This window comes from Rhizobium sp. P1_C7 (assembly GCF_056406295.1).
Map to the genome: position 1 here is coordinate 1 of NZ_JBFUAL010000021.1, position 19766 is coordinate 19766.

General features: G+C 58.8%; 20 protein-coding genes. 5 read left to right on the forward strand and 15 right to left on the reverse strand.

What is annotated here, in order from left to right:
• Positions 1-574: 574 nt before the first annotated feature.
• The 11 genes from AC1D2R_RS25315 to AC1D2R_RS25365 form a co-directional block, all read right to left on the reverse strand.
• Positions 575-1852: an L-fuconate dehydratase gene (locus AC1D2R_RS25315; protein ID WP_477971654.1), complete on the reverse strand. Its 1278-nt coding sequence runs from the start codon at positions 1850-1852 to the stop codon at positions 575-577.
• Positions 1853-1931: 79 nt separating this feature from the next.
• On the reverse strand, positions 1932-2777 hold the full coding sequence (locus tag AC1D2R_RS25320) for a fumarylacetoacetate hydrolase family protein (protein ID WP_477971656.1): 846 nt from the start codon (positions 2775-2777) through the stop codon (positions 1932-1934).
• Between the two features lie 31 nt (positions 2778-2808).
• A complete protein-coding gene (locus AC1D2R_RS25325) occupies positions 2809-3543 on the reverse strand; it encodes an SDR family oxidoreductase (RefSeq protein ID WP_477971658.1) in 735 nt (244 codons plus the stop codon).
• A gap of 13 nt (positions 3544-3556) precedes the next feature.
• Positions 3557-4006 (reverse strand): MaoC/PaaZ C-terminal domain-containing protein, encoded by a 450-nt coding sequence (locus AC1D2R_RS25330; RefSeq protein ID WP_477971660.1) that lies wholly within the window; start codon positions 4004-4006, stop codon positions 3557-3559.
• A 3-nt stretch (positions 4007-4009) separates the two neighbouring features.
• On the reverse strand, positions 4010-5086 hold the full coding sequence (locus AC1D2R_RS25335; RefSeq protein ID WP_477971662.1) for a Gfo/Idh/MocA family protein: 1077 nt from the start codon (positions 5084-5086) through the stop codon (positions 4010-4012).
• On the reverse strand, positions 5079-5408 hold the full coding sequence (locus AC1D2R_RS25340) for an L-rhamnose mutarotase (protein ID WP_477971664.1): 330 nt from the start codon (positions 5406-5408) through the stop codon (positions 5079-5081). Before AC1D2R_RS25340 ends, AC1D2R_RS25335 begins: the two co-directional genes overlap by 8 nt.
• A gap of 11 nt (positions 5409-5419) precedes the next feature.
• The gene (locus AC1D2R_RS25345) at positions 5420-6532 is read right to left on the reverse strand and encodes a mandelate racemase/muconate lactonizing enzyme family protein (protein WP_477971666.1); all 1113 of its coding nucleotides are present in this window, start codon (positions 6530-6532) and stop codon (positions 5420-5422) included.
• Between the two features lies 1 nt (position 6533).
• Positions 6534-7631, reverse strand: coding sequence for an ABC transporter ATP-binding protein (locus tag AC1D2R_RS25350; RefSeq protein ID WP_477971668.1), 1098 nt, complete (start codon positions 7629-7631; stop codon positions 6534-6536).
• Between the two features lie 3 nt (positions 7632-7634).
• Positions 7635-8501 carry a carbohydrate ABC transporter permease gene (locus AC1D2R_RS25355; RefSeq protein ID WP_477971670.1) on the reverse strand — a complete coding sequence of 289 codons (867 nt, stop codon included), beginning with the start codon at positions 8499-8501 and terminating at the stop codon, positions 7635-7637.
• Entirely contained in the window at positions 8501-9397 is an 897-nt protein-coding gene (locus tag AC1D2R_RS25360; RefSeq protein WP_477971672.1) for a carbohydrate ABC transporter permease, read from the reverse strand. Before AC1D2R_RS25360 ends, AC1D2R_RS25355 begins: the two co-directional genes overlap by 1 nt.
• 77 nt (positions 9398-9474) lie before the next feature.
• On the reverse strand, positions 9475-10794 hold the full coding sequence (locus AC1D2R_RS25365) for a type 2 periplasmic-binding domain-containing protein (RefSeq protein ID WP_477971674.1): 1320 nt from the start codon (positions 10792-10794) through the stop codon (positions 9475-9477).
• 169 nt (positions 10795-10963) lie between these two features.
• Here AC1D2R_RS25365 and AC1D2R_RS25370 point away from each other — a divergent pair, with 169 nt between their 5' ends.
• Positions 10964-11764, forward strand: coding sequence for an IclR family transcriptional regulator (locus AC1D2R_RS25370; RefSeq protein WP_477971676.1), 801 nt, complete (start codon positions 10964-10966; stop codon positions 11762-11764).
• Between the two features lie 39 nt (positions 11765-11803).
• Here the strand turns inward: AC1D2R_RS25370 and AC1D2R_RS25375 are convergent, their stop codons facing one another.
• Genes AC1D2R_RS25375 through AC1D2R_RS25385 form a run of 3 tightly spaced genes read right to left on the reverse strand, consistent with a single transcriptional unit; the run spans position 11804 to position 14653 of the window.
• The gene (locus AC1D2R_RS25375; protein WP_477971678.1) at positions 11804-12940 is read right to left on the reverse strand and encodes an extracellular solute-binding protein; all 1137 of its coding nucleotides are present in this window, start codon (positions 12938-12940) and stop codon (positions 11804-11806) included.
• Complete coding sequence (locus AC1D2R_RS25380; RefSeq protein ID WP_477971679.1) at positions 12937-14097, reverse strand: CaiB/BaiF CoA transferase family protein; 1161 nt, start codon at positions 14095-14097, stop codon at positions 12937-12939. Before AC1D2R_RS25380 ends, AC1D2R_RS25375 begins: the two co-directional genes overlap by 4 nt.
• A gap of 4 nt (positions 14098-14101) precedes the next feature.
• Positions 14102-14653, reverse strand: a complete 552-nt coding sequence (locus AC1D2R_RS25385) for a MaoC family dehydratase (RefSeq protein WP_477971681.1) — start codon at positions 14651-14653, stop codon at positions 14102-14104.
• Positions 14654-14816: 163 nt separating this feature from the next.
• Here AC1D2R_RS25385 and AC1D2R_RS25390 point away from each other — a divergent pair, with 163 nt between their 5' ends.
• On the forward strand, positions 14817-15005 hold the full coding sequence (locus tag AC1D2R_RS25390; protein ID WP_477971683.1) for an FCD domain-containing protein: 189 nt from the start codon (positions 14817-14819) through the stop codon (positions 15003-15005).
• Positions 15006-15170: 165 nt separating this feature from the next.
• On the opposite strand, the gene AC1D2R_RS25395 is transcribed toward AC1D2R_RS25390, so the two are convergent.
• Positions 15171-16067, reverse strand: coding sequence for a LysR family transcriptional regulator (locus AC1D2R_RS25395; RefSeq protein ID WP_477971685.1), 897 nt, complete (start codon positions 16065-16067; stop codon positions 15171-15173).
• A 670-nt stretch (positions 16068-16737) separates the two neighbouring features.
• On the opposite strand from AC1D2R_RS25395, the gene AC1D2R_RS25400 reads away from it, so the two are divergent.
• From AC1D2R_RS25400 to AC1D2R_RS25410, 3 genes are all read left to right on the forward strand, one after another.
• On the forward strand, positions 16738-18174 hold the full coding sequence (locus AC1D2R_RS25400) for a DUF6880 family protein (protein WP_477971687.1): 1437 nt from the start codon (positions 16738-16740) through the stop codon (positions 18172-18174).
• Positions 18175-18317: 143 nt separating this feature from the next.
• On the forward strand, positions 18318-19139 hold the full coding sequence (locus tag AC1D2R_RS25405; RefSeq protein WP_477971689.1) for an SHOCT domain-containing protein: 822 nt from the start codon (positions 18318-18320) through the stop codon (positions 19137-19139).
• Between the two features lie 148 nt (positions 19140-19287).
• A complete protein-coding gene (locus AC1D2R_RS25410) occupies positions 19288-19737 on the forward strand; it encodes a universal stress protein (protein ID WP_477971691.1) in 450 nt (149 codons plus the stop codon).
• Positions 19738-19766 lie beyond the last annotated feature (29 nt).

Below are 19766 nucleotides of genomic sequence, written 5' to 3' on the forward strand. Positions count from 1 at the left end.
AGTCAGACCCGGTCGAAATCCCACAAGCTCAAAGCCATAAAGCCCCGAACCACCCATCAGCCAACAAAGCCAATCTGGAAACCTGAAACAAGAGACATCGTCGCCAGCAGCGCCGCCGCCCTCGTTCAGTGAGGGGGCTTATACGGCCAACCCCTTTTCCAAGTCAACACATCCAAACGATGTTTTTTCACAATTTTGTAACATCCTGATTTGAATGACGGATTTCCAGCGTACCCGAATTCACACCCAGAACACACCCAAGCCGGCGGGGATCGGTGGCCGCGGAAAGTGAACCCCGACCCAACCGCATCTTCCATTGAGGGTCTGTTGGGCGGCTTTTGCGTAGGCGGACGGTTTGAGAACGGCGATCGTCCCTCGGTTCGAAGCTCCAGCGCCCATGCTGTCGGGTCCAGCCCGGGAGCCGCGGCTACAATTCCGCTGCGTGATTGGCAGGCTTGGTTTCGGTTGTCAGCGACGCGACCTATTGCGCTTCTTGTCGATTGGCAAAACCGCGCTCAACTGAACGCGGTTCATCTTCTTGCTCAGGATGAATGATTGCCCGCGGATAGCCACGCTACCCCTTGAACATATAACTCTCGATGGAGCCGCGCTTCATCTCGATCGAGAATCCAGGGCTTTCCGGCGGCATATAGGCGGCGTTGCGGATGACGCAGGGATCGACAAAATGTTCGTGCAGATGATCGACATACTCGATCACCCGACCCTCCTTGGTTCCCGAAACGGCGATATAGTCGATCATAGACAAATGCTGCACGTATTCGCAAAGCCCCACACCGCCCGCGTGCGGCCAGACAGGCAAGCCGAATTTGGCTGCCACGAGCAGCACTGCAAGAACTTCGTTAAGGCCACCCATGCGGCAGCTGTCTATCTGCACGATGTCGATCGCGCCTTCGGCGATGAACTGCTTGAACATGATTCTGTTCTGGCACATCTCACCGGTCGCAACCTTGACCGGACCAATTGCCTGGCGAATTTTCCGATGGCCTGCCACGTCATCGGGGCTGGTTGGCTCTTCGATGAAATACGGCTTGGCGAAAGCCAGCTTCTGCACCCAGTCGATGGCCTGCCCAACCTCCCAAACCTGGTTGGCGTCAATCATCAGATAGCGGTCCGGACCGATCACCTCGCGTGCGATGGTGAGGCGGCGAATATCGTCTTCAAGATCACGCCCGACCTTCATCTTGACGTGATTGAAGCCGGCATCGATAGCCTCCTGGCACAGCCTGCGCAGCTTTTCCTCGGAGTAGCCGAGCCAGCCAGCCGACGTGGTGTAGCACGCATAGCCTTCGCGCCTCAGGGTAGCGATGCGTTCAGCCTTCCCGGTTTCCGCCTTTTTCAGAATCTCTACGGCTTCATCGCGGGTCAGTACATCGGTCATATAGCGATAGTCGACGATATCGGCTATTTCCTCGGGCGACATGTCGGCGACCAGCTGCCAGACCGGCTTTCCGGCGCGACGCGCAAGCATGTCCCACACGGCGTTGACGACGGCGCCCGTTGCAAGATGGATGGCGCCCTTTTCCGGACCGATCCAGCGCAACTGGCTGTCGCTCGTCAGATGTCGCCAGTATTTGCCCGGCGCGGCGATGATCTCATCGAGTTCCGTTCCGACGACCAGATGTTCCATTGCCCGGATCGCCATGCAGCAGATGTCGTTGCCGCGACCGATCGTGAACGTCAGGCCGTGGCCTTCAAGCCCCGGCTCGTCGGTGCCGAGAATAACATAGGCGGCGGAATAGTCCGGATCCGGGTTCATCGCATCGGAGCCGTCGAGGCTGAGCGATGTCGGAAAACGCAAATCGAAGACTTGCATGCTGGTAATACGGGGCATTGAAACCTCCAGTGCTGGCGGGTGTCCGGGAATGGCGGAGTGCATCCCGGAGATGCAGGATGTCTACGAATGATGCGGCTCAGATATCGGCAATGACAGTCTGCTTCTGGCAGCCGAGCCGCTCGATGCCGAGTTCGACCACATCGCCTGGCTTCAGGTAACGCGGCGGCTTCATGCCCATTCCAACGCCGGGCGGCGTGCCGGTCGAAATGATATCGCCGGGCTGCAGCGACATGAACTGCGAGAGATAGGAGACCAGATAGGCAACGCCGTAGACCATCGTCTTGGACGAACCGTCCTGCATGGTTTCACCATTGACCTTCAACCACATGCCAAGGTTCTGCGGATCATCCACCTCATCCTTCGTCACGAGCCAGGGACCCGTCGGGCCGAAAGTGTCGCAAGACTTGCCCTTCGTCCACTGCCCCTGCCTCTCGATCTGGAAGGCGCGCTCCGAGACGTCGTGGATGGTGCAGTAGCCTGCAACGTAGTCGAGCGCCTCTGCCTCCGTCACGTACTTGGCCTTCCGGCCGATAACCACACCGAGCTCGACTTCCCAATCCGTCTTTGCCGAACCGCGCGGAATGACGAGATCATCATTGGGGCCGACGATAGCGGAGGTTGCTTTCATGAAGATGATCGGCTCCGGAGGAACGGTCGCGCCGGTCTCGGCCGCATGGTCGGAATAGTTGAGGCCAATGCAGATGAATTTTCCTGTACCGGCAACGCAGGGACCCAACCGCGGCGTTCCCGTTACCGCGGGCAAAGCCTTGATATCGAGCCTCGACAGGTCCGCCAGCTTCTCCGGATCAAGTGCTGAGCCGGACAGGTCGGAGATCTGCCCCGAAAGATCCCGAACCACACCGTCGGCATCAAGGGTGGCCGGCCGTTCATGGCCGGGCTCGCCGTAGCGAAGAAGCTTCATCATATTCTCCTGATGTGGCTATTTGACCGTGTTAGATCGTCCAGCCGCCGTCGATGGCAAAGGCTTGGCCTGTCGTATAGGTTGCGCCAGCGACATAAACCGCAAGATCGGCGATCTCCTCGGGAGTGCCGATGCGGCCGATGGGTTGCCGGGCGATGAACGCTGCGCGCGCAGCCTCGAAGTCTCCTTGTGCGCGCAGCCGGTCCTGCAGCGAAGGGCTCTCGACGGTACCCGGGCAGATTGCGTTGCAGCGAACGCCCCGCGCAACATAATCTGCCGCTATGGCCTTGGTGAGGCCGATCACTGCCGCCTTGGTCACTCCATAGGCGAAGCGGTTAGGAACACCTTTCACACTGGAGGCGACGGACGCCATGTTGACGATCGAACCGTCGTTCCGCTCCAGCATGCCAGGCAGCACAGCCCGTATCGTTCGGACCATGGCCTTGACGTTCAAATCGAAGGCGAAATCCAGATCCTTGTCCGGCATTTCGAGAATGCTGCCGCTGTGAACCACGCCTGCGCAGTTGAAGAGCACATCGACGACGCCGATTTCGGCAATGAGCGCCTTGACCTCCTCATCGTCCAAGACGTCGAGTTTGTGGCTGTTTATGCCATTTTCGCCGGAGATCTGAGAAAGAGCATCCGTGTTGATATCTGTGGCATGGACCCTTGCACCGGCCCTGGCAAAGGCAAGCGCCGAGGCGCGGCCGATGCCTTGTGCTGCTGCAGTGATCAGCACCGTCTTGCCTTTTAGATAGTCGGTCATTGTTTTTGGTCTTTCACTGGGATTTGCGTTCGACGATCAGGATGTGGTCGGCTGCCAGAACGACCTCGTTGCGTTGATTGAGAACTTCGCACCGTTCGACAACCCGACCCATGTGCTTTCGCTTGGGATCGTCCTCCTTGGCCGAAATCGTCACCCGCGTGCGGATCGTATCGCCAATATGAACAGGGCGGACGAAACGCAGGCGGTCGTAGCCGTATGAGAATGCGACCGGATTGATAAGGGATGCCGTCAGTCCGACGCCGATCGAAAAGACCATGGTACCGTGAGCGATGCGCTGGCCGCCCGGCAGGGACTTGGCAAACTCCGCATCCATATGATGCGGGAAGAAGTCGCCAGTATGGCCTGCATGTACGACGAAATCTGTCTCGGTGATCGTCCGTCCGGTGGTTAGCCTTTCCTGCCCGATCTGATAGTCTTCGAAATGAATGACCTGTTCGCCCATGTCTCAAGCTTTCGGAAGGGTTGCGAGCGGCGTCGCCGGCGCGGCGCTCGATTGATAGGCCGCCTCGACTAGCGCCATGGTGTGCCATGCGTCTTCGACCGAGCCGACGAGTTCCGCATCCTCGCCAGAAACAAAGCGCTGGAGATTTGCCATTCGGTTGACAAAGGCGTCCGGGAACCAGGCGCCCTCAAGGGCCACCTCTGTCCAGTCCTCACCTTCGGGCTTGATCCACAAAGCATCGGGCTCGCCGCGGGGGTAGTCGAGATTGATGCCGAGCTTGATATAGGCTGCACCCCCCGTGCCCGAGATGCGGAATTCGCAGGCCTGAAACTTGCGCCCGAAATCGTGGTCGTGATTGACCGACAGGACGCAGCGCACCTTGTTGCCATAGTCCAGGATGGCGGCAGTGCGGGTTTGCGCCACGTCGTGGTTCGGGTGACCCAATGTCTTGGCATGAACGCCGTCGGGGTTGCCCAGGAGACTGCGAACAAAGTCGAAATAGTGGATCGAGTGCATTGCGATCTCGATCCGCGGCAGACCCTTGAGAAAGGGCCACAGCCCCCATGGGGTCGAAAGCGCAAGCCAGGCATCGAAATCGACGATCTCGCCGAGATAGCCCTTGCCCACTGCATCCCTCAGCGCGAGCATCATCGGTGCGAACCGCAGCTGGAAATTGACAGCGGCCCGCAGATCGCGCGCACGGCAGATCGAGAGAATTTCACTGGCTTGCGCCAGATCGCTCCCCATTGGTTTCTGGATAAGGACCGGCGAACCTGGCGGCAGTTGCGACAAAATGCCTGTATGGGCCGCAGGTGGTGTCGCAAGATCGAAGATGGCGCCATCGACGGCGACGGCCTCCTCGCAGCTTGCGAAGGCGGCGATACCCCACTGAGCCGCGAGCTCGCCTGCCTTGTCGCGGTTCGGATCGTAAAGCCCGGCGACAGGAAAGCCGCCCTTCCTGTAGGCCGGCAGATGCGCATCGCCGACGATGCTGCCGGCGCCGAAAATGACAATCGGTCTCGGAGCCGCAGGCCGTGGCCACCATTGCTGCAAATTGCGCGGATCGAATGACTTAGTCATGATGGAAGACCTCCTCCATCATCGCCCACCACTCGCCTTCCTTGCGCGTTTCCAGCGGCTGCTGGCAAGGCATGCAAACCGCCCACCATTCCTTGTTCTTGGGATGGCTGGCCATCCTTGCCATGTCTGCCTCGACGTCCGAGCCAACATAGTCCCATACCCCGAACAACAGGTTCTCCGGTTCCTTCAGGAAAATCGTATAGTTGGCAATGTTGCACTCGGAAATCAGCGCCAGGATTTCTGGCCACACCGCTGCGTGAAGCCGCTTGTATTCAGCGATCTTCCCGGGTTTCAGCGCGATCACCATTCCCATACGCTGCATGGCAATTCTCCTTAAGCGCGGAACTCGGCGGTGAATTCGGTGATCGAGCGCGCTTTGACTGCGTCCCAGTCCCAAGCGATGCCGATACCGCTCTCCATGGGGGCGATAGCCTTCCCGCCGATGATCTCCATGCCTTTCACGGTGAGATCGTCGAGCTGGGGAATATACTCGACAAACCTCCCGTTCGGCACGGCACAGACGAGGCTGACATGCAGCTCCATCAGGAAGTGTGGGCAAACGGGGATGTCGAAGGCCTCTGCCGCATGTGCTACCTTCAGCCACGGCGTGATGCCACCGATCCTGGCGACGTCCACCTGCACGATCGAGCATGCACCCTTCTGCATGTACTCACGGAAATGACGGATCGAATAGATCGACTCGCCCACCGCGATCGGCGTCGGCGTCGAACGTGTGAGCCGGATATGGCCGTCAAGGTCGTCGGCTGGCAACGGCTCCTCGATCCATGCAAGGTCGAGCTCCTTCAGCCGCGCGGCGCGGCGGATTGCCTCGTCAACGGTAAAGCCCTGGTTGCAGTCGGTCATGATCTCGAAGCCATCGCCCAGGGCGGCACGCATCGCGGACAGACGCGCGTAGTCTTCGGCGCCATGCGGCTTGCCAATCTTGACCTTGGAACCCGAAAAACCCTTTGCCTTGGCCTGCAAGGCGTCCTCGACCAGCGCTTCCTTCTCGATATGAAGCCAGCCGCCTTCGGTGGTGTAAAGCGGGCATCGATCCTTGGCGCCGCCGGCAAGCTTCCATAGCGGCAGGTTCTGTTTCTTCGCCCGCAAGTCCCAAAGTGCCGTGTCGACCGCCGCCAGCGCCAGCGCGGTGATGACGCCGATGGTCGTCGCGTGCGTCGCAAATTCCAACTTGTGCCATATGGCTTCGATGCAGTCGGCATCTTCTCCGATCAAAATCGGAACCAGATGGTCCGACAGCAGCCGCATCACGGACGAGCCGCCCGTCCCGATCGTGTAGCTGTAACCTGTACCGACCGCCCCGTCGCTGTCGGTAATGGTGACGATCGGCGTCTCCTGGCTGACGAAGCTCTGGATGGCATCCGTGCGCTTAACCTTCGGGGGAAGGTCGACCATTCTCAGTTCGATTTTTTCTATTTTTGCCATGTCAGATGTCCAGAGTCTTACCGGTCTCGATATCGAAGAGGTGCGCTTTCGACAGATCGAAGCTCATCGGCACCCTCTCTCCAGTTTGCAGTGGTCGCGGATTGAGCATGCGCGAGACCCAGTCGCGACCATTGAACTGTGTGAAAACCAGTGTTTCGTTGCCGAGCGGTTCGGTGATTGAGACACTCAGCTCGGATTGGTGGACAGCACTTGCCTCACCACCGTGCAAGCCATGACCGGTCGGGTAAAGATCGTCGGGGCGCAGTCCGAAGGTCACCCTCTGTGCTTCGCTGACACGGGTGCTGAAGCGTGGCGGGACCGGCAGCCGCGCACCGCTGGAGAACACAAGTTCCCCGCCGCTGACCGTAGCCTCGTCCATATTCATCGGCGGGGATCCGATAAAGCCCGCCACAAATTTGGTTGCCGGCTTCCTGAACACGTCTTCGGGCGTTCCCACCTGTTCGATATGGCCATCCCGCATGATGACAATTCGATCCGAGAGCGTCATCGCTTCGACCTGATCGTGGGTCACATAGATCATGGTCGCCTGCATGCGTGCATGCAGTTTCTTGATTTCGGTGCGCACCTGCGTGCGCAACTTGGCGTCAAGGTTCGACAGCGGCTCGTCGAACAGGAAGACCTCCGGTTGCCGAACGATGGCGCGACCCATGGCCACGCGCTGCCGTTGACCGCCTGAAAGCTGCGCCGGTCGGCGCTCGAGAAGATGAGACAGGTCGAGGATCGTCGCAGCCTCGGCAACGCGCTCCTTTATCTCGTCTGCGGACCGGCCAGCGATCTTAAGGGAGAAGCCCATGTTCTCGGCCACGCTCATATGCGGATAGAGCGCATAGGACTGGAAGACCATGGAGATATTCCGCGCTCTGGGGGGCAGGTCGTTCACCACCGTGTTGCCAATCTCGATCTGGCCGCCGCTGATATCCTCTAGCCCTGCGATCATGCGCAACGTAGTGGATTTTCCGCAACCCGAGGGACCCACCAGCGCGATAAACTCGCGATCCTTGACCTCGAGATCAATGCCGTGAACGACCTCCAAGGCGCCGTAGCGCTTGACGAGTTTCCTGAGCGTGACGTGAGCCATGAGTTATCCTTTTACCGCACCGAAGGTGAGGCCCGAGACCAGATGTTTCTGGATGATGAAGGTGAGCGTCAGCGCCGGGACGATCATGATGACCGCAAGGGCGCACATCCCGCGCCAGTCGATGGTAAATTCTGCGGTATAGTCGAGAAGCCCGACAGGCAGCGTCTTGGAGTTGACCGACCGGGTGATCTGCGAGGCGAGCGCATACTCGTTCCAAGATGTGAGGAAGGCAAATATCCCTGCCGAGGCGATGCCGGGGCCAGCAAGCGGAAACTCCACCTGCCAGAATGCTTGCCAGGGCGTGCATCCGTCGATCTGCGCGGCTTCAGCCAGATCCTTCGGCACCTGTCTGAAGAATCCATCGATCAGCCAGATCGTGAAGGGGACGTTCAGCGCGACGTAGGTGATAATGAGCGCGAAATGCGTATCGATAATGCCGGTGCGCGCATAGATCATGAAGATTGGCAGTGAGAGTGCTATACCGGGCACCGCGCGCGTCAGCATGAAGCCGAGGAAGATCGCCGACTTCGCCTTGAACCGGTAGCGCGCGAAGGCATAGCCGCCGGCCATCCCGATCGCGAGCGCGATCAGCGTCGACGTAACGGATATGATCAGCGAATTGCGGAAATAATCCCAAACCGGAATCCCGCCCTGCCCTGCGCCAGAAAACATGGCGCGATAGGCGTCGAGCGATAGCGTTTCCGGTATCCACACTGGCGGCTTGGCCATGATCTCGACTGTGGGGCGCATCGACGACAGGACAATCCAGATGCCCGGCAGACAAATGACGGTCATTGCCAGGAACAAGCCGATGAGGTGCGCGACCTTGAGTATCCGGCGGCGCAGACGATGTGAGGAGACGACGTCCATTACCACTCCGCTCCGATCTGCTGGCGGGCAGCCGCAAGCTTGCGAAAGAAATACACGGTGAAGAGAATAGAAAGGAGGATCGCGACATAGGCCATGGCATTCGCCATACCCATTCTCGCATCGCTGTAGGCGGTGCGGCCGATCAGGGTCCACAGCAATTCCGTCCGCTTGGCTGGCCCACCGTCTGTCATGATTTTCACGATGTCATAGGCGCGGGCAACGTCGAGCGAGCGAATGGTCATCGCGATATAGGCAAACGGCATCAGGTAAGGCCAGGTGACGTAACGGAACGTCTGCCAGGGCGTGCATCCATCGACATGCGCCGCTTCCACCGGATCCTTGGGCATCGCCAGCAAGCCTGCAAGAATGAGGATCGCGAAGACGGCTGTCGATGACCACACTTCCGCGATGACGATCGAGATCAATGCCAGATTTCCATCGATGAGCCACGGTATCGCCTGATCGGTGATGCCCAGCGACTGAAGTGCATTGTTGACGAAGCCGATATTGTCGTTGAACAGGAATTTGAACTGGAAGCCGACGAGAACCGGCGAAAACATCATCGGAAACATCATCACGGTGCGCAGCACGCGCTGCCCGTGCGTCGCCTTGTTGACCAGCAGCGCCAGGCCGAGGCCAAGCAGCATTTCCGCATTCAACGCAACCGTCAGCAATACCACCGTGCGGGCGAAAGCGATCCAGAACTCCTGATTGGTCAGGACGCTGGCATAGTTTCGCAAGCCAATGAAAACGAAGAGCGAATCGGGCTTTGTCAGCCGGAACGGCGTGAAACTTGAATACAAAGAGAAAAGGAGCGGCAATATGATCACGGCCGCCAATACGATGAAGGCCGGCGTCAGCAACAAGACTGGTGCCGAAAGTCTGGAGATCTTCATCGAAGGTCTTCCTGAAATTCAATGAATGGAAAGGCGGCGCCGACATGCTTGCCGACGCCGCCTCGGGAATGCGAAGTTTAGAGTTTTCCGGCGTCCTGGAGAATGGCTGTGGCTTTTTCAGCCGCAGTATCGAGCGCTTGCTTCGACGTCTTGTCACCGAGGATCGCCGCCTGAAGCTCAGGATAGACGGCATTCGAGATCTCGATCCATTCAGGCGTCTGCGGGACCGGGAAGGCATGCTTGGCCGCTTCCTGGAAGGCTTGCAGAACCTCCGTCTTGTAAGCGTCTCCTTCGGCAGCCTTGATGTTGTAGTCCCAAACCGCGCTGCGGGTCGGCAGCGGTCCGGCCGCCGATTCCAGCTTCTGGCTGTCCTCGTTGGTCAACCACCACACGAGCGAGGCGGCAGCATCCTTGTGAGCGCACGACTCGGTCACCGAGAAGCCATGATGGCCTGACCAGCCGGTGCGCTTGCCGGAAGATCCTGCTGGCTGGACCTTTACGCCAACATTGCCCGCGACTTTCGAAGACTTCGGATCGTTGAAGAAGCTTGCCCAGCCGGGCCAGTCAAGATTGAGCGCGATCGAGCCGGAGGCAAAGCCCTGGCCAAGATCGTCCCACAGATAGTTGGTCGTGCCCGGCGGCACCGCCTTTGCCTTGTAAAGATTGACGAACCAGTCGAGCGCCCTGACACCGGCATCCGAATTCAACGCAGGACGGCCGTCCTTGTCGAGATATTCGCCACCCTCGGCAACCAGCATCTCGAAGAAGCGACCGTTGATGGCCTCTTCCTTTCCTGCAAACTGGGTGCCGTAGAAATTCGGTGGAGACGCGAAGAACTCCGCCTGATCCGTCACCTGCTGCCAGGTGTCCGGCGGCACTAGGTCATAGCCGTACTTCGCCTTGAATGCGGTCTTCTTGGCTTCGTCGGTGTAGAGGCTCTTCTGGTAGTAGAGCGCGGACACATCAAACTGCGCACGCGGCAGCATCACCAGCTTGCCATTCAGCGTCGACGCCTTGATGACGGCAGGAACGAAGGCGGCAACCTCCTCAGCGGGCAACAACGTCGACAGATCCGTATAGATGTCAGGATACTGAGGGGCGAAGGACGAGTGGTTGGAAGCAACGCACCAGCTTAGGCCGCCGGTCGCGATGTCCGACTTGATCTCCTTGTCGAGTTCGAAGTGGTTTTTCTTGGACAGGATGTTGACCTTGGCGCCGGTCTCCTTCTCCCACTCGCCGATCCGCTCGTACAGCTTTTCGTACTGCTGGCCACCGATCAACTTCGCATCGATGGTCACGCCTTCAAACTTGCCCGGCAGGTCGGCGGCATTTGCCGCACCACATGCCAATGCAAGTGCAATCACCCCGGCCGACACGCCGGAAAGCAGCTTGTTCATGTACTTCCTCCTCCCCTCGCCTCGACCTCTCTCGGTTCCGAGGCGTCCTCATGTGTGAGAAACTGATTTATATACAAACAACATTTTCACGGGAGGTCAAGCGGTAAGTTCGTTTGTCAAAGCACCGATATTCGTATACGGCTGGGAGTATTCACGGAGAAAGACTGCCATGGAAAATGACGATTCAGACCGTTATCGCGCGCCCGCGCTCGACAAAGGGCTGGACATTCTGGAATTGCTTGCCAGCGTTGACGGCGGGCTGACGCAGGCGGAAATTTCGAAGAGACTCGACAGAAGCCCCAACGAGTTTTACCGGATGCTCGACCGGCTTGTGCGGCGCGGCTACGTGACGCGTATTGATGGAGACCGCTATTCGCTGACGCTGAAGCTCTTCGGGCTCGCGCAACTGCATGCGCCCGTTCGCCGGCTCGCGTCCTATGCCACGCCGCTGATGCGTGAGCTTGCAAACAACTCCAGGCAAGCCAACCAGCTCGCTGTGTTCGACCGCGGTTCCGCGGTGGTCGTCGCGCAGCAGGAAGCCCCGGAATATTGGGGGATCTCGATCCGTGTCGGCTCTCATATCAGCCTGTTCGACACTGGATCCGGCCACGTCCTTCTCGCATTCCGTTCGCCGGAAGAACGAGAAATGATGATTTCGGAACACGTGAAAAGTCGCAATGACGTTGTCCTGACCGACGACTTCTATGCGCGCCTGGATCAGATCCGCGAGCGCGGCTACGAAATGATGGCCAGTATCCAAACCGCAGGCGTCTACAACCTGTCGGCTCCGGTCCTCGGCCCCGATGGCAAGGGCATTGCCGCGTTGACCGTTCCCTACATCACACTCGTCAATAGCCCAGCCGCGCCCGATATAACGAAGACGATTTCGTTGCTCGTCGAAACCGCCAAGCAGCTTTCCCTTCTGGCGGGATCCGACGTGGCACGCCCGCAGGCTGATCAGGTCACATGAATACTCATATATGAATAAGGGCCTCTTTGGCTGGCGCAATCAGGATGCGAAACTTGCAACGAACAGCCTGTTCAGCATCTCGACGATCTGCTCGGGCGCTTTGCCGCTGAGCAATCCGCTGTTGATGCAATCCGATCCCTGCTGCTGGAACGCCATGTAGCCATCGTGCCTGGGCCTGATCCACGAGGTTTCCAAAGTATCTCGGGTCCCACGGTAGAAGTTTTCAGTTGCAGCGTTGACCGTGTCGTCCTCCCAAGCCAGGGCGTTGCCAGGCTGCCCGCCAGCTGCCGCATAAGGCCCGCTCTGGACGTCGCCGCTTGCCACCCAATAGGCGAAATCGACAGCCTGCGCGCATGCCTCGGAAAACGCCGATACTGCGATACCCGTGCCGCCGAGCGCCGAGCCCGCCGGGCCGAGGTTGCCGGCCGCGGGAATATTGCTGAAGCGCAAAGGGTGATGCCTGAAGCCGGCGATCGAATAGCTGACATAGCCATAAAGCAGCGGTGAGCACGCGACCGTCGAGCCTTGGGCCGACATTCGTTCCAGAACCGCGATCGGGTCCAGGTCAAAGCAGACCGGGTCGAGACGTTCAACCAAGTCACGCATCAAGCCCACCACACGTTCTCCGGCAACAGCATCAATGAGCGGACCCTTGTCGTTGCTGCGGCAAGGCGTACCGAGGTTGGCGGCAAGTGTATAGAAGGTCATCAGCGAATGCGGCGGCCGCAAAGGAAGCAGCACGCGGCCTTTTGCAGCAAGATCGAGAACGTCGCTCCAGCGTGACAGCGGCTGGTCGACAAGATCGGGACGAACGGCTTGAACCTGCGTTGCCGCATCGATCGGGAAAGCCCATTGGCGGCCCTGCCACTCGTAGCTTTCGTAGGAGCCGCCGACGCTTGTCGCGCGAAGTGCCAGCCGTTCAGCCTCTCGCCCGGCAACATCGAGCGGCGCAAGGCAACCCTCGCCGGTGATCTGGCCGACGTGCGGATGATCGATGACAATCAGATCGAAGGCTCGCGCGAGTTCGTCAACGGGATAGGTCTCGAAATCCTGCAGCGACCGCTTCTCCCAGATCACGTTGACGCCGGTCTTTTCCTGCCAGATATGCGAGCAGGCGACCAACGGGTCATATCCGCGCGGATGGCTCCAGGTCATGCCCTTCAACGTGACGCTCATAGGCCGAACTCCTCGCGGATGGCGGCACTGTGCTCGCCGATTCGGGGCGCAGCGCGCTCGAACTTTGGACGCCGGCCGTTTACCCGGAGCGGAGAGCGGGTCGTGTGAATGGTGACATTGTCATCACGGGTGACGGTCTGAAGCATGTCGAGGACGGAGAAGCCTTCGCTTTCCAGAAGCTCGTTCCAGTTCAATACCTTCGCGCACCAGATATCGGCAGGCTCAAGCACCTCGAGCCACTCAGCCACCGTTGCCGTTGCAATCTTCGCGGCGATGAGGGCCTTGATGGTGTCGCGGCTGGTGAACCAGGAGGCCGAGTCGTTGCGGTATGTATCGAGCTCCGGCATATCGAGCAGGTCGGCCAACTTCGGAATCGGCGTCATGGCGATGGCGAGATAGCCGTCCTTGGCAGGATAGACCCCATAGGGCGCAGAAAGATAGGCATGGGCGCTGCGGAAATCCGCGCGCTTGGGAAGGCGGCGGCCGTCGTTCAAAAACGTCGTCAGGACCTCAAACTGAAAGTCGACAAGCGCCTCGAGCAGGCTGGTTTCGACAAGGCTGCCCTTGCCGGTGATGCCACGTCGAACGAGCGCTGCCAAGAGGCCCTGGGCGAGCGCCGCACCGGCCAGCATATCGCCGACGGCAAGACCGAAGGGCACGGGCCCTTGGCTTTCGTCGCCATTCAGCCACATCACACCGGAGCGCGATTGCGCCAGGAGATCCTGGCCCGGACGCTTGACCCACGGTCCTTCCTCGCCGTAACCGCTGATCGAGCCGTAGACGATGCGCGGATTGATCGCCTTCACGGCGGAATAATCAAGCCCAAGGCGCTCGATGACGCCCGGGCGGAAATTCTGGATCACCACATCGGCCTTTGCCAGCAATGTCTTGAGCGACCGCATGTCGGCGTCGTTCTTCATATCGATGGCGAGACTTTCCTTGGCTCGGTTGATCGCGTGGAAAATGGTCGAGTCGCCGCCGATTTCCGTGTCGCTGAGGTAGAGACGGCGGGACAGATCCCCACCGTCAGGGCGCTCGATCTTGATCACCCGGGCGCCGAGATCCTGCAGGCGCAGCGAACAATAAGGACCCGACAGGAATTGGCTCATATCCACGACGACCAGGCCATCGAGTGGCAAGACATTCTCTTCCAACATGTTGCTATTTCTCTGTCTTGCCGATGAAATCGGCGGGATTTGCGTATTTGACGGTCTGAAGATGCTCGCAGTAGAGCACCAGCTCGCCTTCGTTCTTGAAGACCTCGTAGCTCGCCCGGATCAAACCGAGATCCTGGTAACGCGGTCGTTTGTCGAGGTTTGTCCGGATGGTGTAGATCGTGTCTCCGATGAAGACAGGTTTTATAAAGCGCAACCTGTCGTAGCCATAGGAAAACGCGTTCACGCAGTTCGTCGCGACAAGTCCGAGCCCGGCTGAAAAGACGAATGCACCGGCCACGAGCCTGCGCCCGAAGAGACCTTCCGTCTCAGCGAAGATCTGATCCTGCACGTAAGGATGGATGTCCGTAACCAGGGCGTTGAAGAGATGGCTATCGCCCTCACCCAGGGTTCGGCGCAACGATCTAATCTTCTGTCCGACCGGCCAGTTTTCATAATACCAGTTCTCGGCGTTCCACACCGGTATCCGGGCATGATCCTCGGGCATCGTCTTCGTTCCCCTCGAAGACGCGCCGGCGGCGGGCGCAAGTTCGGTCATAGGCTCCTCCTGCTCTCAACCATGCGCGCGGATACCTGCTCGGTAAGCGGCTGGACGGTCGCAACCCACTTCAATCTTCTCATGTGAAGATAATGTTCACATATGGATTTGTTTTACAAGACCGAAATATCCTCGCGCCGTCGTTGCACGAGACGCTTACGCCATGATCGAGGCGAACTGGGAGTTTCACGTCGCGATCGCGGAGAAATGTGGCAATCCGTATATACTGCGTTCTCAATGGTGGCCGCCGAATGCTCAGGCTCTGCTACTCGACCTTCACGACAGACTGCCTCGTCAATATGTGGATGAGCATGGGGCGATAATCGCTGCGATCGAAGGCGGCGACATCTAAACTGCAGATCGCGTGGCAATCGAACACGCCGCCCAGACCGTCCCACAGATCAGGAATTATTGCCCGCGCGGCCGACAATGCTCGCGAGATAGAAAACCCTGACTTGGTCATTTGCCCGTGACCGAAGCGCGAGGCGCCTGCCGGATCGGGCGTTTGCCTCCCGCTTTAACCCTGCCTGCCCGGCCGTGCCAGCGATCGGGCAATATCGACGATGTCATCGCGCGAGGCAGTGGGATCCTCCTTATTCCAGGCAACCCCAAGCCCGATCCGGAAATCAATCCCCCTCACCTTCTTGAGCTCGAAGGCACGGTTGGGCAGATCGCGAACCCACTCAGGGGCAAAGCCGATGCCGAGCCCTGCCGAGACAAGCGACACCAGTGAGTAGGTGTCGTCGCAGGTATAGGCAATATTGCGGGTCAGATCATACGCCTGGAACTTCTCGTTGAAGTACCTCTCGGTGTAAGACAGGTTCTGCCTGTTGAAGGCGATGATCTTCTCATCGCGCAGATCCTCGATGCCGATCTCCTCTTGCGTTGCCAGCGGGCTCGCCTTTGAGACCGCCAGCAGATAGCGCTCATGGGCAATCGAGAAGAACCGCAGCGAGCCGATGTTCTCGACGGGTCGGATGAAGCCGAGATTGATCTGGCCGCTTTCCAGGCTGCGAATGATATCGCTGGTGTTGCCGCTGGAAATATGGATGCGCACATCAGGATACTTGCGGGCAATCTTTGCCAGGAACGCCGGCAGCACCCCTGTGGTAGCCGGATAGACGGTACCGATCCGGATCTGCTTCATCGTCTTGCCGGCAACCGCCCTGGTGATCTCGGTGGTCAGATCGATCTCGCTGAGGATCCTGATGCAGCGATCATAGAAGGTTTCACCCGCCTGCGTCAGTTCGACCCGTCTGGTGGTGCGCACCAGAAGCTGCAGGCCGAGCTCCCTCTCCAGCGCCTGCACCTGCGTGCTCAGCGCCGGCTGGGCAATGCGGATCTTGGCAGCAGCCCGGCCGAAGTGCAGTTCCTCGGCTACTGCCACGAAATATGAAAGCTGGCGTAGTTCCATACAAGGCTTTCCCTTTCGCCTGCCAGTACCGCGAGCAGACAGGAGAATACTCACCAGACGCACGACGCCCAGTGGGGATGTTGATGTAAAAATGGATACAGTGTATCTATATCGACATGGAACATTTGTCAATACCCTGTATCGAAATAAATACGAGGTCTTCGTGAATCCTATCCAAGCTCGGGCAGCGCGTGCGATTTTGAAGCTCGGAGTACGGGAAGTGGCTGAGCTCGCGAAGGTTACTGCGAACACAGTAAGCCGGGTCGAGCAGGAAGATTCTGGTCCGCGCGGTCCCCAGCCGGTCACAATTGACGCAATCAAACGCGTTTACGAGACTCGCGGAATCATTTTTTTCGAAGAGGGACCAGCGCCAGACGGGGGCACCGGGGTTAGGCTTCGAAAGGCTGACGATCTCTGAGCTCGTTCCGAACTATTTCGCTGAACGAGCGAAAGGCAATAGCAGCGTGTTGGGTCATTGCCTGGGCGAAGTCCAAAGAGACGATAAAGGCGCACACGTAAAAATGGAGTCCGATCTTGTCACGTTTTCCTTGAGCCCGGTGCGGCGCGGGAGATCGAGCCGAGCACGCTGCCGAAACCAGCGGGTGAAATTTGCGGGCCGCACCTATGTGGTGACCGGGTGACTTTATCCTTGAAGCGATAGTGGACGCGAATGGCAGCCAAAATAACACTCAATGCGAAGAACCTTGAGGCACTCGGTACGCCGCGCCTCGCCGAGCTGCTGATCGAGATCAGCACCGGTAGCGCCGCCCACAAACGCCGGCTTCGCATGGAGCTCGCCGGCAACCACAGCAGTGCCGAGGTGGCGCGCGAGGTGCGCAAGCGGCTCGCAAGCATCGCTCGCTCTCGCACCTTCATAAACTGGCGAAAGGTGAAGGCGCTTAGGACCGATCTGGAAACGCATCGCAAGACGATCGTCGATCTTGCAACCGCCGACGATCCGAAAGAAGGTTTCGAGCTGATCTGGCAATTCCTCGCGCTTGCCGATTCAATCTTCGCGAGATCCGACGATGGCAGCGGCTCGCTTATCGAGTGTTTCCATCAGGCCTGTACGGATGCCTGCGTCATTGCCAAAGCAGCAAATGTTGCTGCCGACATCTTAGCCGACAAGATTTTCGCAGCCTTGCAAGACAACCCCCACGGCCAATATGACCGGCTGCTAACCGCAATGGTCCCGGTACTTGGTACGAACGGTCTTGAACGTCTCAAGGTCCTGCTCGTGCAATGGTCAAAAGAATTTGACGACAGGCCCGCACAGAGCCAGCGCCAGCTCATCGGCTGGAGCAGCAAACCACAAATCTCAATGGATGAAATCTACGGCAACCATCGGGAGCTGACGGTCCGCATCGCTCTGCAGGAAATCGCCGACGCCCAGGGCGACGTAGATGCATATATTGCGCTGCAGCCTGAAAGGACCCGTAGCGCGCCCTTGGTGGCCGTGGACATAGCTGGCCGTCTACTTACTTCGGGACGAGCTCATGAGGCGCTCGAGACGCTGGATAGGGTCGATACCAAAGGCCGAGCCGACGTTCCCATCGAACTGCAACTTGCCCGCGTCGAGGCGCTCGACGCGTTGGGACGGGGGGACGAAGCGCAGACCTATCGATGGAAGTGCTTTGCGGAGTCATTGAGCGACGCGCACCTGCGTGCCTTTCTTAGACGGTTGCCGGATTTCGACGATCTCGAGGCCGAGGAGAAAGCATTCGGCTATGCCCAGGCTTTTCCAAACGTCCACAGGGCGCTCGCTTTTTTCCTGGTCTGGCCCGCACTCGGTGAAGCGGCGAAGCTCGTCGTCAATCGGAAGTCGGAATTGGACGGCGATCTCTACGAACTGATGACGTCGGCTGCCGACACGCTGGCTGAGAAGCAGCCGTTCGCGGCAACACTCGTTCTGCGCTCGATGATCAACTTCACGCTCGATAGTGGGCGATCCAGTCGCTACAAGCACGCGGCCCGGCACCTCGTGCGATGCGCATCCCTCACCCCACACATCAATGACTTCGAAAACGCCGGGTCTCACGATGTCTATGTCGCGGCACTGAGGCGCCGGCATGGCAAGAAGCACGGCTTCTGGAGCTTGGTGCATTAGCAAGGGCGCCTCGCGACACGGCTTTGCATGGCAGCGTTTTGCGTGCCACGTCCGCCGACGGCTCCGCGGCAGCGCACAGTGCGCTATCCTTAAGGTCACGCAAATGTAATAGATGAGGCCTGTGGCCCAATGGAGAGAAGTCTGTGATCAGAGATCCCCAGGAGCAGAGCGTTATCGAGAGCCTTTCCCAGCGGCACGGCTTCAGCTCTGGCGTCATCGAGCACCTTGTTATGGCCTTGATCGCCGGGAACGCCAGCCAGGCGCAGTTCAACCACGCCGAGCTTGGCGGGATGGGGCAATGGTCAAACGGCGGCATGGTCATGGTCAGTGACATGTTCAATAATGGTCTGAAGCACCGCGTGGACCTGCTTTGCTCGGAGATCGCCGCTTGTATCCGGTCTGGTGAACTCTCCGGCCCGAAGGTAGATCGGCCCTATCAATCTCAGAGCCAGGGAGACGGAAACAGCTTCTCCTACCAAGCAAGTTCGCATAATAGCTCGTGGCCGCAACACCTCGGCCAGCCCTCGTCGACCGGCGCACAGAACAACCTCCGCTACGCCTTCTTTCCCGCAAGCCGCCGCCTGGCCATCGATGTAAACGGGCAGATCACGGTTTACGATACAAGGGAGCATAGTATTGGCGGTTTTTCCCAACAGCAGGGCGGCGACCAATCGTTGACCTTCACCTCGCAGCACGGCCTCGTCCGCGTATCGGACCTGGAGATTGTATCGGAAGCTGATAAGCGGCCGGAGCCGGAAGAGCGGGAAACGCCAGCAAGTCAGAGCGATCGCGTCGAGGTTCCATCGATGGCGCCTCCAAACACAAATATCCTCTCCGCTCGAGCAGGCTTCGATCCGGACGATATCTTCAGCAAGATTGAACGGCTCGCTGATCTGCATTCGAAAGGCATACTTTCCGACGACGAATTCGCGGCAAAGAAGACGGAGCTGCTTCAACGACTGTAGGGTTCAGAGACGCATTTCATAGACAACACGCAGGCAGAGCTCGAGTTTTCCTGGCCTATAAGCGTATCGATTGATGCGGAACAATAGTACCCTGCCGCGAGGCCCAACTTGGTAAATGCCCTGGGTTTGCTGTTGGGGGGAGACAAGGATGTACGAACATATCCTCATTTGCACTGACGGATCCGAATTGGCCCGGAGAGGTGTTGATCATGGGCTTTGGCTTGCAAAGAGCCTCAAGGCCCGCGTGACTATAGTCATGGCAACGGAAAAATCCCCTCTCTACGCGCACGCCGGAATTGTCGGCGCATCTACTCCCGGGCCGACTGATTTTCAGTATGAAGCCGGTCAAAAGGAAACAGCCCAAAAAGTGCTGGCAGCGGCCAAGATGGCGGCAGAAAAACTCGGCGTGACGGCGGAAACGGTGCTTGTCCCGGAGGCCCATCCGGCCGAAGCGATCATTGAATTGGCAATGGCTCGTGATTGCAACTTGATCGTTATGGCGTCACACGGGCGCAGAGGTTTAAGAAAGTTGGTGCTCGGAAGCCAGACATCGGAAGTCCTCGCGCATAGCCAGATACCTGTACTGGTTGTTCGATGAGCCGTCGACGCAGGGCTGAGCCCGGACAT

Excerpts from the sequence above, each read along its gene's own strand:
- AC1D2R_RS25315 (WP_477971654.1), bottom strand. The coding sequence starts at position 1,852 with ATGCCCCGTATTACCAGCATGCAAGTCTTCGATTTGCGTTTTCCGACA.
- AC1D2R_RS25320 (WP_477971656.1), bottom strand. The coding sequence starts at position 2,777 with ATGAAGCTTCTTCGCTACGGCGAGCCCGGCCATGAACGGCCGGCCACC.
- AC1D2R_RS25325 (WP_477971658.1), bottom strand. The coding sequence starts at position 3,543 with ATGACCGACTATCTAAAAGGCAAGACGGTGCTGATCACTGCAGCAGCA.
- AC1D2R_RS25330 (WP_477971660.1), bottom strand. The coding sequence starts at position 4,006 with ATGGGCGAACAGGTCATTCATTTCGAAGACTATCAGATCGGGCAGGAA.
- AC1D2R_RS25335 (WP_477971662.1), bottom strand. The coding sequence starts at position 5,086 with ATGACTAAGTCATTCGATCCGCGCAATTTGCAGCAATGGTGGCCACGG.
- AC1D2R_RS25340 (WP_477971664.1), bottom strand. The coding sequence starts at position 5,408 with ATGCAGCGTATGGGAATGGTGATCGCGCTGAAACCCGGGAAGATCGCT.
- AC1D2R_RS25345 (WP_477971666.1), bottom strand. The coding sequence starts at position 6,532 with ATGGCAAAAATAGAAAAAATCGAACTGAGAATGGTCGACCTTCCCCCG.
- AC1D2R_RS25350 (WP_477971668.1), bottom strand. The coding sequence starts at position 7,631 with ATGGCTCACGTCACGCTCAGGAAACTCGTCAAGCGCTACGGCGCCTTG.
- AC1D2R_RS25355 (WP_477971670.1), bottom strand. The coding sequence starts at position 8,501 with ATGGACGTCGTCTCCTCACATCGTCTGCGCCGCCGGATACTCAAGGTC.
- AC1D2R_RS25360 (WP_477971672.1), bottom strand. The coding sequence starts at position 9,397 with ATGAAGATCTCCAGACTTTCGGCACCAGTCTTGTTGCTGACGCCGGCC.
- AC1D2R_RS25365 (WP_477971674.1), bottom strand. The coding sequence starts at position 10,794 with ATGAACAAGCTGCTTTCCGGCGTGTCGGCCGGGGTGATTGCACTTGCA.
- AC1D2R_RS25370 (WP_477971676.1), top strand. The coding sequence starts at position 10,964 with ATGGAAAATGACGATTCAGACCGTTATCGCGCGCCCGCGCTCGACAAA.
- AC1D2R_RS25375 (WP_477971678.1), bottom strand. The coding sequence starts at position 12,940 with ATGAGCGTCACGTTGAAGGGCATGACCTGGAGCCATCCGCGCGGATAT.
- AC1D2R_RS25380 (WP_477971679.1), bottom strand. The coding sequence starts at position 14,097 with ATGTTGGAAGAGAATGTCTTGCCACTCGATGGCCTGGTCGTCGTGGAT.
- AC1D2R_RS25385 (WP_477971681.1), bottom strand. The coding sequence starts at position 14,653 with ATGACCGAACTTGCGCCCGCCGCCGGCGCGTCTTCGAGGGGAACGAAG.
- AC1D2R_RS25390 (WP_477971683.1), top strand. The coding sequence starts at position 14,817 with ATGATCGAGGCGAACTGGGAGTTTCACGTCGCGATCGCGGAGAAATGT.
- AC1D2R_RS25395 (WP_477971685.1), bottom strand. The coding sequence starts at position 16,067 with ATGGAACTACGCCAGCTTTCATATTTCGTGGCAGTAGCCGAGGAACTG.
- AC1D2R_RS25400 (WP_477971687.1), top strand. The coding sequence starts at position 16,738 with ATGGCAGCCAAAATAACACTCAATGCGAAGAACCTTGAGGCACTCGGT.
- AC1D2R_RS25410 (WP_477971691.1), top strand. The coding sequence starts at position 19,288 with ATGTACGAACATATCCTCATTTGCACTGACGGATCCGAATTGGCCCGG.